This window comes from Pseudonocardia sp. N23 (genome assembly GCF_002583555.1).
Classification (GTDB): domain Bacteria; phylum Actinomycetota; class Actinomycetes; order Mycobacteriales; family Pseudonocardiaceae; genus Pseudonocardia.
In genome coordinates this window covers 22,021-34,545 of the sequence record NZ_BEGX01000071.1, presented here as the reverse complement: position 1 = coordinate 34,545, position 12,525 = coordinate 22,021, and the positions used below count along the sequence as shown (strand labels likewise).

Here is a 12,525-nt window from a genome sequence, read left to right as displayed (position 1 = left end):
CGCTCACCGAACCGACCATGGGCCGATCCACCACAGATGTGAGGGGAGGGGTGGGCAGATTCGCCATGGTGGTGTCCGACCAGGGGAATCGTCGATCAGACGACGCCCGCGAGCTGGTGCAGGCGGGCCGCGATGGAAATTCTGAAGAGGGGTTCGGCCTCGCGCCAGGAGTCCCCGAGCAGCGTCGTGATGCGCTCGAGGCGCTGCAGGACGGTGTTGGTGTGCAGGCCCAGATTGCGGGCGGTCCTGGTGGGGCTCGCATTGGCCTCGACGAACCCGAGCAGCGTCACGATCAGGTCGGTGCCGCGCTCGGCGTCCCACTCGATGACCGGCCCGAGGGTCTGCTCGATGAACGCCCCGAGGTCCTCGCGGCCGGAGCCGAACAGGGCCAGGTACGGCGCGTACCCGTCGGTGGTGGCGGCGGTGTCGGCGCGCCCGAGCGCTCCGAGCAGCCGGGCGCAGCGGCGGGCGAGGTCGAAGCGGTCGGCCAGCGACTCGGGCGTCCCCGCGGGACCGGCGACGACGAGCACCGGGCAGCCCAGCGTCGCCGACAGCCGGGTACGCACCAGCTCGGCGGCCTCCCCCGGCGGTTCCGACAGCAGCACCACGACGGTGCCCTCGTGCTCACCGGCCAGCCCGCCGGGGGCGATGTCGTGGGCGGCGCGCAGCGCGGCGCGGCGGTACTCCGGTTCGACGATGACGACGACGGGTGTGCGCAGGTCGTCGATGCGGATGCCCCGGGAGCGGGCCCGCAGCAGCAGCTCGTGGCGGTACACCGAACGCGCCCCGAGCAGGTCGGACACCAGCTCGCCGCGGACACGTTCCTCGGCGTCCGCCACGGCCTCCTGCCGCAGTGTCAGCAGGGCGACGATCTGGCTCGCCCTCTCGACGGTCCGCCGGTCGGCCGGGGTCAGCGCGATCTCGCCGTCGTCGACCAGGATCGCGCCCATCAGCGACTCGCCCGCCACGACCGCGACGGCGAGTCCCGACGCACCCTCGCGCAACGGCACGCACTGCCCGGTGCGCCTGCTCTCGCGCAGCGCCGCCCGGATCGCCGTCGGGAAGCCCTGCTGGTCGCCGTCCTCGGGAGGCTCCGCCGCCGCGGCGGCCCGGCCTCCGGAGTCGGCGAGCGGGGTACCGCGACGGTCGAGGATCGAGATCCGTCTGCGCAGCACACCGCAGAGGATGTCGGCGACCTCCTGGGCGGACCCACCGCGCAGCACCGCCGCGGTGAGCTCGGAGTGGACGGCGGCGGTGCGTTCCATCGCGGAGGTCTGGCGGGTCAGCTCGGCGCACGCCTGCTCGGCGGCGGCCGCGGAGGCGACCGCCTCGTCGAGCAGCCGCGCCGTCTGCAGCACCACCGAGGCATGGTCGGCGAACGCGGAGAGCAGCGCGATCTCCTCGGTGGAGAACGTGCGCAGCGAGCGGTTGGCCGCGACGAGCACGCCCACGACGTCGTCGCCCGCGAGCATGGGCACCCCGACCATCGACACGATGCCCTCGCCGGCGATGACCGAGTCGACGACGTCGTCGTGCTCGATGCCGACGTCCTGCATGTAGCGGGTGCTGCGGCACGCCGCCCGGCTCTGCGCGACCTTCATCGCGAGGCCCTTGCCCGGTGGCACCCGCACCCCCATCAGCTCCGGGGTCACGGAGCCGACGGCCTCGTGGATGACGAGCACGCCGCCGGGCTGATCGAACGACGCCACGTACGCGACGTCGGTGCCCAGCAGGTCGAAGGCGCGCTGCACGAGCCGGCGCAGCAGCAGCGCGGGCTCGCGTTCCTCGGCGAGCTCGCGGGCCGAGGAGAACAGCGCCGACAGCTCGTGTTCGCGGCGGGCCAGCCGGGTGACGGTCCCCTGCACCCGCAGGACCTCGTCCTCCAGCAGCGCCAGGACGTCCGAACGCAGGTCCTCGTGGGCGAGCAGCCCGGCCACTCCGCGGCCGTGGCCGGAGTCGGCGCGGATCGAGCGGAGCAGCGCGAGCACCCCGTCGACCGACATCCGCTGCCGGGACGCGGTGTCACGACCGGTGATCGGCTCGGGCAGCCGGGGCTGCTGCGGGTCGGTCGTCCGGACGGTCCCGGTGAGTGGCAACGTCGCCTCCGCGCGGTCGGGGATTTCCGCCCTCAATCTGGCACACATCTGTGCTCCGCGACACAGAGGACCCACGCAGGAGCGTGGAGCTATGGGCGGATCACCCATACACCCGGCCCGCCGCCCGCCCTTACGGTTGCCCGGTCGTCGAGTGGGACTCCCGAGCTGGGCGGAGGCTGAATGGACAGGAGCGCAGGCGATCCGGACCCGGCCGCGAACCGCAGGCCGTTGTCCGGAGTGGTCGTCCTGGACATCACACGCGTCGTCGCCGGACCCTTCTGCTCGATGATCCTCGCGGACCTCGGGGCGACGGTCATCAAGATCGAGAACCCGAGGGAGCCCGACTACGCCCGCGACTTCCCGCCCTTCCTCGGTGACGCCGAGGACACCGACGGCCGGTTCAGCGCCTACTTCGCGCAGTACAACCGGCACAAGCTCGGCCTGACGCTGGACCTGTCGACCGAGGAGGGCAAGGAGGTCCTGCGCGAGCTCGTCGCCCGCTCGGACGTCCTGGTGGAGAACTTCCGCGCCGGAGTGATGGACAAGCTCGGCGTCGGCGAGGCCAACCTGCGCGCGGTCAACCCGAGGCTGATCTACACCGCGATCTCGGGCTACGGCCAGACCGGTCCCTACCGGCGCCGGCCCGCCTACGACAACAGCGCCCAGGCCACCGGCGGGCTGTGGGCGCAGAACGGCTACCCGGACCGGCCGCCGGTGCGTGTCGGCACGATCATCGGCGACATGGCGGCGACGATGTACGCCGTCATCGGCACCCTCGCGGCGCTGCGGCACGCCGAGCACACCGGCGAGGGCCAGATGGTCGACGTCTCCCAGCAGGACTCGGTGATGACGCTGACCGAGTCCACCGTCGTGTCGTACACCGTCGAGAAGAAGGTGGCGTCGCCGCTGGGCAACGCGCACCCGTTCGTCCGGCCCTACGAGCTCTACCCGTGCGCCGACGGCTTCGTGTTCTTCGGTGGGTACACCGACAAGTTCTGGCGCCTGACCTGCGAGATGTTCGGGCAGCCGGAGCTGGCCCGCGATCCCGAGATCGACACGATGGCCAAGCGTTTCGACGCCGACGTCTACGCGAAGCGGGTACACCCGCTGCTGGAGGGCTGGTTCGCCGGCCGCACGAAGGCGGAGCTGGAGGAGATGGCGGCCGACCACGTGCCGCTGTCGGCGATCAAGACCGTCGACGAGATCGTCGCCGACCCGCACACGGCCGCCCGCGACATGATCGTCGACGTCGAGTACCCCGACCTCGGCGAGCTGCGGATGCTCGGCACGCCGATCAAGCTCGGCCGCACCCCCGCCGACCCCCGCGGGATCGCCCCGCGGGTCGGCGAGCACACCGACATGCTGCTGCGCTCCTTCGGCGGGATGTCCGACGAGCGCATCGCGCAGCTGCGGGCCGCCGGGGCGATCTGATCATCCGGGGAGCCGACCTACACTCCGAGGTCGAGCGCTCCCCCGGCCGGGGCCAGGCCGGTGGGGCACCCCACGACGAGGAGACGCACGTGCGCACTGACACCACCGACGGCCCGATCGCGGAGGACCGCCGCGCCGCCGAGCTGGTGGCGGCCGAGGAGAAGGCCGTCGCCCTGTTCGACGAGGTGGCCACCCGCGGCCTGATCGAGCCCGGCGTGGCCGAGTCGGTGGTGAGCGACCGGGTCCGCGACCTCGCCGCCGACCTGTTCGGCGTCGACCGGCACTGGCACAAGCGGATCGTCCGCTCCGGCCCCAACACCCTGCACCCCTTCCGCGCCAACCCGCCCGACCGCGCCATCGGTGACGACGACATCGTCTTCCTCGACTTCGGGCCGATCTTCGCCGAGTGGGAGGCCGACTTCGGGCGTACCTACGTCCTGGGCGACGACCCGGTGAAGGCGCGGCTGCGCGACGACCTGGCCACGGTGTGGCAGGCGGGCGCCGAGTACTTCGACGCCCACCCCGACGTGACCGGCGCCGAGCTGTACGCCCACGTCGTGTCGCTCTCCGCGGACGCGGGCTGGGAGTTCGGCGGCAGCCACAGCGGGCACCTCGTCGGCGAGTTCCCGCACGACCTGGTCGACGGCGAGCGCATCGAGAGCTACATCGCGCCGGAGAACCCGCATCCCATGCGCCGCACCGACAGGTCGGGCAAGGTCTGCCACTGGATCCTCGAGGTCCATCTCGTCGACCGGGAGCGCGAGATCGGCGGGTTCCACGAGCAGCTGCTCGACCTGCGCCGGGGCTGAGGCGGGCGTCACCGCACGCCGCGTGACATCCGCGGCGCCGCCGGCGATGAGTTCCGGAGGTGGCCGTCGTCAGAGTTCTCGACCGGCTCGGACGGCCCCGGAGGGACGCGACCATGGACACGACCGCACAGCCCACGACGACCGCGCCGCGCCGTGCGGGCCGTCGCGAGTGGGTCGGCCTCGCCGTGCTCTCGCTGGCGTGCCTGCTCTACGTCATGGACCTCACGGTGCTGCACCTCGCGGTCCCGCAGCTGACCGAGGACCTGCGCCCGAGCAGCACCCAGCTGCTGTGGATCATCGACGTCTACGGCTTCATGGTCGCGGCTGCGCTGGTCACGATGGGCACGCTCGGCGACCGCATCGGCCGTCGCCGGCTGCTGCTGATCGGTGCCGCGGCGTTCGGCGCGGTGTCGGTGCTGGCCGCCTTCTCGACGACGCCGGAGATGCTCGTCGTCAGCCGGGCGCTGCTCGGGATCGCCGGCGCGACCGTCGCACCGTCGACGCTGTCGCTGATCTTCGCGATGTTCACCGACCCGAAGCAGCGGTCGCTGGCCGTCGGGGTGTGGATCAGCGCGTTCTCCGCCGGGAGCGCGATCGGCCCGGTCCTCGGCGGGATCGTGCTCGAGGCGTTCTGGTGGGGCGCGGTGTTCCTGCTGGCCCTGCCGGTGATGGGCGTGCTGCTGGTCGTCGGGCCGCGCATCCTGCCCGAGTACCGCGACCCGGGCGCCGGACGGCTCGACCTGCTCAGCGTCGTCATGTCGATCGTGGACCTGCTGGCCGTCGTCGGCGGGCTCAAGGAGCTCGTCCAGGACGGCATGAGCGTGCTGTCGGTGCTGCTCGTCCTCGGCGGTGGGGTCGTCGGCGTCGGGTGGTGGCGACGCCAGCGCCGGCTCACCGACCCGATGCTCGACGTCGGCCTCTTCCGCATCCGCGCCTTCCGCAGCGCGCTGCTGGTCAACTTCCTCGCGATCTTCGTGATGGTCGGCTACTTCCTGTTCATCGGCCAGTACCTGCAGCTCGTCCTCGGGCTCTCGCCGCTGCAGGCCGGACTGTGGTCGGTTCCGTCGGCGGCGGGGTTCGTCCTCGGCTCACAGCTGGGCCCGCGCATCGTCGCCCGGTTCCGCGCGTCGACGGTCGTGGCCGCGGGCCTCGGCTGCGCCGCGCTGGGCCTGGGCATCCTCACCCTCGTCGGGGTGCACGACGGGCTGACCGTGCTGGTCGTGGCGTCGGTCGTCGTGTCGGTCGGCATGGGCCCGGTGTTCGGGCTGACCACGGAGATGGTCGTCGGCTCGGCGCCGGAGGAGAAGGCGGGCGCCGCCTCGGGCGTCTCCGAGACCGCCGCCGAGCTGGGCGGTGCGCTGGGCATCGCGATGCTCGGAACCGTCGGTGCCGCGATCTACCGTGCGGGGGTGGCGACGGGCCTGCCGGCCGGGTTGCCGCCCGACGCCGCGACCGCGGCACGCGACACGCTGGGCGGCGCCGTCTCCGTCGCGGCGGGCCTGCCGGGCGCCACCGCGGACGCCCTGCTGGCCACCGCCCGCGAGTCGTTCGTGACCGGGCTGCAGCTCACGTCCGGGGCTGCCGCGTCGTCGCCGCCGTGATCGCGGTCGTCGCCGCGGTCGCCCTCCGCGACGGTGCTCAGGAGACGCGGCACGACAGTGCTCCGGCAACGCAGCGCGACGGTGCCGCAACCGAGGGCAGTGACGAGCCCGGAGGCGTACCCACTTCGGACGCCTGTTCCACCGGATCGTGACGGAGGCCACGGAAAACCGGTTGGCTCCTGTTCACCCGATCCCGCTACGGTCTATCCGGAGAGAGTCCTTCCGCTTAAGAGGAGATCATGTCGTCCACCCCTGACTCCGGGCAGAGCACGCTGCCCGAGGAGCCGACCCCCGCGGCTCCCGCCGCCCCGGAGGCGGGCACCGGCAAGAGCACCGACAAGCTCGACCGCGGCGTCCTGACCATCGCCTCGGTCGTCGTCATCGGCGCGATCATGTCGATCCTCGACGTGACCGTCGTGAGCGTCGCGATCCCGACGCTGCAGCGCGACTTCAACGTCGAGCTCACCACGATCCAGTGGATCGCCACCGGCTACACCCTCGCTCTCGCCACGGTCATCCCGCTGACCGCCTGGGCGGGCGACCGCTTCGGCACCAAACGCCTCTACATGGTGTCCATCGCCCTGTTCGTCGCGGGCTCCGTGCTCGCCGGGCTCGCCTGGGACATCACGTCGCTGCTCGTCTTCCGCGTCCTGCAGGGTCTCGGCGGCGGCATGCTGATGCCCGTCGGCATGACGATCCTGACCCGCGCCGCGGGCCCGCACCGCGTCGGCCGCGTCATGTCGATCATCGGCGTCCCGATGCTGCTCGGCCCGATCTGCGGCCCGATCCTCGGCGGCTGGCTCGTCGACAGCTTCTCGTGGCGCTGGATCTTCTTCATCAACCTGCCGATCGGCATCCTCGGCCTGATCCTCGCCGCCCGGATCCTGCCGCGCGACGGCAAGGCCGTCGCCAGCAAGCTCGACGTCCTCGGCCTGGCCCTGCTCTCCCCCGGCCTCGCCCTGCTGATCTACGGCTTCGCCGAGTACGGCGCTCAGCACGGCTTCGGCCACGCCCAGGTCATCGCCCCGATGGCCGTCGGCGCGCTGCTGCTCGTCGGGTTCGTGTGGCACGCGCTGCGCACACCGGAGCCGCTGGTCGACCTGCGGCTGTTCGCCAACAAGGTGTTCTCGGCGTCGATGGTCACGATGATCCTGATGATCCTCGCGGTGTTCGGCGGCATGCTCCTGCTGCCGATCTACCTGCAGGTCGTCCGTGGCGAGACCGCGCTCGACACGGGTCTGCTGCTCGCACCGCAGGGCATCGGCGCGATGCTCGCCATGCCGATCGCCGGTCAGCTCGCCGACCGCACGGGCGTCGGCCGGATCGTCCCGGTGGGTCTCGCGATCATCGCCGCCTCGTTCTGGTGGCTGACCGGCCTGCAGGCCGACACGTCGTACTGGCACCTGGGCATCGCGCTGTTCGTCATGGGTGTCGGCATGGGCTTCACGATGATGCCGACGTTCACCGGCGCGCTGCAGACGCTGCGGCGGCGCTCGATCGCCAACGGGAGCACGACGCTGAACATCACCCAGCAGGTCGGCGCCTCCATCGGCACCGCCCTGATGACGGTGATCCTCTACATCATCATGACGAACAAGTTCACCGCCGCGTTCGGCCCGGCCGCGGGCGCCACGGCCGACCCGAACGCACTGGCCGCGCTGCCGCCCGAGGTGAAGGCCCAGGTCCTGGGCATCCAGGCCACCGCCTTCGGCCAGACGTTCTGGTGGGCGCTCGCGTTCGTCGGGGTGTCGTTCGTCGTCGCGCTGGCGCTGCTGCCCAAGCGCAAGCCCGCCCCTCTCGAGGACGACGAGGCAGACACGGCCGCACCGGTCATGATGCACTGAGAGCGATGCACTGAGAACCGCAGGCAGGTGCCGGGCCCGTCCACGCAGGACGGGCCCGGCACCGGGCGGAACGGGAGTCGAGGATGACGACCACCGAGTACGGACCCGGTGCGGCGGCCGACGAGGCCACCGGCACCGCGCGGCCCCTGCGGGCCGATGCCGAACGCAACCGCCGGCGGATCATGGCCGCGGCACGAGAGGTGTTCGCGCGTCGCGGCCTTGAGGCAGGTCTCGACGAGATCGCCCGCCACGCGGGCGTCGGCACCGGCACCGTGTACCGCCGGTTCCCCGACAAGGCCGCGCTCGTCACCGCGCTGTTCGACGAGCGGCTCGACCAGGTCGTGGCCGCCGTCGAGCACGCCGTGGCCCATCCCGATCCGTGGCAGGGACTGTGTTCGGCGCTGGAGTCGCTGATCGCGATGCAGATCGAGGACCGCGGCCTCAAGGACGTGATCTTCAGTGCGGTCGGCGACCAGGAGTCGTTCCGCGAGCGGCGGGCCGAGATCGTGCCGCTCGTCGAGCGGGGCATCCGCCGCGCCGTCGAGGCGGGTGTCCTGCGCCCCGACATCACGCTCAGCGACTTCGCGCCGCTGCAGGTGATGCTGACCCAGGTCGCGGCATTCACCGAGACCGCCGACCCCCAGGTCTGGCGGCGCTACCTGCGGATCGTGCTCGACGGCCTGTGCACCCGCCGCGACGGACCGACCCCGCTGGGCCATCCGGCGCTCGACCTCGTGTCCCTGGAACACGCCTGCGGCCGGCCCGCCGGATGACTCCGCGCCGAGTTCCCCGGTTACCTGAACGAACGGCACGGTCACGCGATCGAGTTGCGTGACTGCGCCGTTCGTTCGTCCGTGTGCAGGGCCGTGGGGCCGTCGACGTGGGACCGGGCGCAGCGACCGTGAGGGTGCGCCCGGTCGTACACGGTCAGGTGCGGGCCGTCGCCAGGTAGCGCTGGGGAGCGTCACGGAACGCCTCGCGGCAGCCGGAGCCGCAGAAGTACCAGCCGACCCCGTTGTGCGACAACGACAGGCTCGCCGGGCTGACCGCGACGGTCATGCCGCAGACCGGATCGAGCGCCTCGGCCGCGACGACGTGCCCGGCCGCGGCCGCCCGCTCCGGACGCGGGCGGCGGGCGACGATCTCGGCGTAGATCGACAAGGCGATCTCGTGCGGGGTGCGCGCCCCGATGTCGAGGCCCGCAGGGGCGTGGATGCTGGCGCGCTCGTCGTCGGTGGCGGCGAGCTCGGCGAGCACGGCGGCGGACCGCTTCGGGCTCGCCACCAGCGCGACGTAGGGCACGTGCGCGTCGAGGGCCGCCCGCAGGACGGGAACCTCGTCGCGGCCGTGGGCGGCGACGACGACGGCGGTCGTGTCGGGGGCGACCGGGAGTGCGGCCTCGACGTCGTTCTGCACGTCGAGGTCCAGCGCGGTCCCGACCTGGGCGATGGCGCGGGCGATCGGCGAGTCGCCGAACACCCGGACCAGCACGGGCGGGATGACGGCCTCCAGGAAGATCTCCAGGGTGCCGCCGGACAGGCACGGGTTCTCGACGACCCGCACCCCCTCCTGGGCCGCGGCCTCCGCCGCGGCGGGGGTGACCCGCAGCAGCTCCGACTCCCCCGACGCCAGCAGCCGCAGGCCCTCCAGCCGCACCGTCGACTCGGCGCACATGCCGCCGACGAACCCGTCGATCGACCCGTCGGGCAGCACGAGGGCGCTGTCGCCGGGCTTCGCGCTGGTGGGCCGCTCGGCGCGGACCACGGTGGCGAGGACGTAGGGCACGCGGTCGCGGTGCAGCCGCTCGGCATGGGCGCGGAGCTCGGTGGTCGTCATGGTCGCCTCACCTGATCGCGATGTCGGGCCGGATCGGGCGGCCCTGCAGGGCGCGCCAGACGTGGGCGGGGGTCAGCGGCATGTCGGCGTGCCGCACGTTGATGGCGTCGAGCACGGCGTTGACGACGGCGGGCGGTGACCCGACGGTCGCGGACTCGCCGACGCCCTTGGCACCCAGGGGATGGTGCGGCGACGGCGTGACCGTGGCCGCCAGCTCCCACGCCGGGCACTCCATGGCGGTGGGCAGCAGGTAGTCCATGAAGGATGCGGAGAGGTGGTTGCCGTCGTCGTCGAACGCCACGAGCTCCATCAGCGCCATGCCGACCCCGTCGGCGAGGCCGCCGTGGATCTGGCCCTCGACGATCATCGGGTTGATCCGGACGCCGCAGTCGTCGACGGCGACGAAGCGGCGCACGTCGACCTCCCCGGTGCCGGGGTCGACGTCGACGACACAGACGTAGGCACCGAACGGGAAGGTCAGGTTGGGCGGGTTGTAGACGGTGGAGGCGGTGAGCTGGCCGTCGACGCCGTCGGGCAGGTCGAGCCCGCCGTGGGCGGCCAAGGCGATCTCGCGCAGCGTCACCGAGATCCCGGGGACACCGGCGACGGCGAAGTTCCCGCCGTCCGCGGTCCCGGTGCCGACGTCCCAGCGCAGGTCGTCGGCCGCGACCTCCAGGAGCACGGCGGCGACCTGGCGGGCCTGCTCGCGGACCTTGCTCGCCGCGACCGACGCGGCCGCCCCGGACACCGGGGTGGACCGGGAGCCGTAGGTGCCCAGCCCGAACGGGGTGTTGTCGGTGTCGCCCTGCACGACCTGCACGGCGTCGATCGGCAGGCCCAGCTCGTGGGACACGATCTGGGCGAACGTCGTCTCGTGACCCTGGCCCTGGCTCATGCACGACAGCCGCAGCACAGCGGTGCCGGTGGGATGCACGCGCAGCTCGGCGCCGTCGGCCATCCCGAGACCCATGATGTCCATGAGCCGGCGTGGCCCGGCGCCGACGGCCTCGGTGAACACGCTCATCCCGATACCGGTGAGCGTTCCCGCGCCCGTGCGTTCGTACGCCGCCCGCCGTTCCTTCTGCTCGGCCCGCAGCGCCGGGTAGTCCGCCATCTCCAGGGCCGTGCGCAACGCGCGGGGGTAGTCGCCCGAGTCGTACTCCCAGCCCGTCGCGCTGCGGAACGGGAACCGGTCCGGGGTGAGCAGGTTCGCCATCCGCAGCTCGGCGGGATCACGGCCGGTGTCGCGGGCGAGCACGTCGACGAGGCGTTCGACCAGGTAGACGGCTTCGGTGACGCGGAACGAGCAGGCGTAGGCGACGCCGCCGGGCGCCTTGTTGGTGTAGACGCCGGTGACCCGGCAGTGTGCGGCGGCGATGTCGTAGGACCCGGTGAACACCCCGAAGAAGCCGGCCGGGAACTTCGACGGCTGGGCGGTGGCGTTGAAGGCGCCGTGGTCGGCGAGCACCGAGACGCGGATGGCGAGGATGCGCCCGTCGGCGTCGGCGGCGATCTCGCCGTGCATGTGGAAGTCGCGGGCGAACGACGTGCTCATCAGGTTCTCGGAGCGGTCCTCGACCCACTTCACCGGCGCCCCGGTCATGATCGAGCCGACGACGGCGCACAGGTAGCCGGGGTACATGCCGACCTTGTTGCCGAAACCGCCGCCGATGTCGGGGGCGATGATCCTGATGTGGTGCTCGGGGATGCCGGCGATCCGGGAGTAGAGCATCCGGTGCGCGTGCGGGGCCTGCGCGGTGGCGTGCACGGTGAGCTTGCCCGAGATCCGGTCGTAGTCGGCGACGGTCCCGCACGTCTCCAGCGGAGCCGGGTGCACCCGCGGGTACACGAGGTCGCAGGCCGACACGTGTGCGGCCCGGGCGAACTGGACCCCGGTCGCGGCCTCGTCGCCGGTCTCCCAGTCGAACACGTGGTTGCCGCGCCCGTCGGGACCGGTGCGGCCGTCGAGGTCGTCGCGGATCACCGGCGCGTCGGCATCCAGGGACCGGCGAGCGTCGACGACGGGCGCCAGCGGCTCGTACTCGACCTCGATCAGCGCAAGGGCGTCGCGGGCGGCGTAGCGGTCCTCGGCGACGACGAACGCGACCTCCTGGCCCTGGTAGCGGACCTTGTCCGTGGCGAGGACGGCGGCCACGTCGTGGGAGAACGTCGGCATCCACGCCATGTCGCGCGCGGCGAGGGTCTCGCCCGTGATCACGGCGCGGACCTTGGGGTGGGACTCGGCCGCCGTGGTGTCGACGGAGACGATCCGGGCGTGCGCGTACGGGCTGCGCAGCACGGCGCCGTGCAGCATCCCGGGCAGGGCGATGTCGTCGACGAACCGTCCACGGCCGCGGACGAAGCGCCCGTCCTCCTTGCGCGGGACCGACCCGAACCCTGGTCCCGCGCAGCCCCCGACGGTGCCGGTCACGTGTCTCCCCGGCCGAGGGCCTCGGCGACGGCGGCGTGCCGGACGGCCGCGACGATGTTGCGGTAGCCCGTGCACCGGCAGATCTGGCCTGAGATGGCCTCGCGGATCTCGGTGTCGGTGGGATCGGGGTTGTCGTCGAGGAGCTTGCGCGCGGTCATGAGCATCCCGGGAGTGCAGAAACCGCACTGCAGGCCGTGACAGTCCATGAACGACGTCTGGATCTGGTCGAGCCCGAACGGGCCCTCCAGGTCCTCGACGGTGCGGACGCTGCGGCCGTCGGCCATCACCGCGAGCACCGTGCAGGACTTCACCGGGAGGCCGTCCATCCACACCGTGCACGCCCCGCAGTTGGACGTGTCGCAGCCCCAGTGCGTGCCCGTGAGCCGCAGCTCGTCGCGCAGCAGGTGCACGAGCAGCAGCCGCGGCTCGACCTCCCGCACGTGCTCCACCCCGTTCACCGTCACCCCCACCCGCACC

At 72.4% G+C, this 12,525-nt stretch carries 9 protein-coding genes; 5 read left to right on the top strand and 4 right to left on the bottom strand.

All coding sequences use genetic code 11. The features are described 5' to 3' along the window. Positions 1-95: 95 nt before the first annotated feature. Positions 96-2,144, bottom strand: coding sequence for a GAF domain-containing protein (locus TOK_RS20695; RefSeq protein WP_141566471.1), 2,049 nt, complete (start codon positions 2,142-2,144; stop codon positions 96-98). A gap of 132 nt (positions 2,145-2,276) precedes the next feature. Between TOK_RS20695 and TOK_RS20690 the strand changes: the two genes are divergently transcribed. The 5 genes from TOK_RS20690 (at position 2,277) to TOK_RS20670 (ending at position 8,554) form a co-directional block, all read left to right on the top strand. Then, complete coding sequence (locus TOK_RS20690) at positions 2,277-3,527, top strand: CaiB/BaiF CoA-transferase family protein (protein ID WP_098959655.1); 1,251 nt, start codon at positions 2,277-2,279, stop codon at positions 3,525-3,527. An 89-nt stretch (positions 3,528-3,616) separates the two neighbouring features. Further along, on the top strand, positions 3,617-4,336 hold the full coding sequence (locus TOK_RS20685) for a M24 family metallopeptidase (RefSeq protein WP_253258524.1): 720 nt from the start codon (positions 3,617-3,619) through the stop codon (positions 4,334-4,336). Positions 4,337-4,449: 113 nt separating this feature from the next. After that, a complete protein-coding gene (locus TOK_RS20680; RefSeq protein ID WP_253258523.1) occupies positions 4,450-5,937 on the top strand; it encodes an MFS transporter in 1,488 nt (495 codons plus the stop codon). A 239-nt stretch (positions 5,938-6,176) separates the two neighbouring features. Continuing rightward, entirely contained in the window at positions 6,177-7,781 is a 1,605-nt protein-coding gene (locus tag TOK_RS20675; RefSeq protein ID WP_098959654.1) for a DHA2 family efflux MFS transporter permease subunit, read from the top strand. Between the two features lie 83 nt (positions 7,782-7,864). Further along, positions 7,865-8,554, top strand: coding sequence for a TetR/AcrR family transcriptional regulator (locus TOK_RS20670; RefSeq protein ID WP_098959653.1), 690 nt, complete (start codon positions 7,865-7,867; stop codon positions 8,552-8,554). Between the two features lie 154 nt (positions 8,555-8,708). Here the strand turns inward: TOK_RS20670 and TOK_RS20665 are convergent, their stop codons facing one another. Genes TOK_RS20665 through TOK_RS20655 form a run of 3 tightly spaced genes read right to left on the bottom strand, consistent with a single transcriptional unit; the run spans position 8,709 to position 12,524 of the window. Next, positions 8,709-9,617, bottom strand: coding sequence for an XdhC family protein (locus tag TOK_RS20665; RefSeq protein WP_098959652.1), 909 nt, complete (start codon positions 9,615-9,617; stop codon positions 8,709-8,711). A gap of 7 nt (positions 9,618-9,624) precedes the next feature. Then, positions 9,625-12,048, bottom strand: a complete 2,424-nt coding sequence (locus TOK_RS20660; protein WP_098959651.1) for an aerobic carbon-monoxide dehydrogenase large subunit — start codon at positions 12,046-12,048, stop codon at positions 9,625-9,627. Beyond that, on the bottom strand, positions 12,045-12,524 hold the full coding sequence (locus TOK_RS20655; RefSeq protein ID WP_098959650.1) for a (2Fe-2S)-binding protein: 480 nt from the start codon (positions 12,522-12,524) through the stop codon (positions 12,045-12,047). Before TOK_RS20655 ends, TOK_RS20660 begins: the two co-directional genes overlap by 4 nt. Position 12,525 lies beyond the last annotated feature (1 nt).

Excerpts from the sequence above, each read along its gene's own strand:
- TOK_RS20695 (WP_141566471.1), bottom strand. The coding sequence starts at position 2,144 with ATGTGTGCCAGATTGAGGGCGGAAATCCCCGACCGCGCGGAGGCGACG.
- TOK_RS20690 (WP_098959655.1), top strand. The coding sequence starts at position 2,277 with ATGGACAGGAGCGCAGGCGATCCGGACCCGGCCGCGAACCGCAGGCCG.
- TOK_RS20680 (WP_253258523.1), top strand. The coding sequence starts at position 4,450 with ATGGACACGACCGCACAGCCCACGACGACCGCGCCGCGCCGTGCGGGC.
- TOK_RS20675 (WP_098959654.1), top strand. The coding sequence starts at position 6,177 with ATGTCGTCCACCCCTGACTCCGGGCAGAGCACGCTGCCCGAGGAGCCG.
- TOK_RS20670 (WP_098959653.1), top strand. The coding sequence starts at position 7,865 with ATGACGACCACCGAGTACGGACCCGGTGCGGCGGCCGACGAGGCCACC.
- TOK_RS20665 (WP_098959652.1), bottom strand. The coding sequence starts at position 9,617 with ATGACGACCACCGAGCTCCGCGCCCATGCCGAGCGGCTGCACCGCGAC.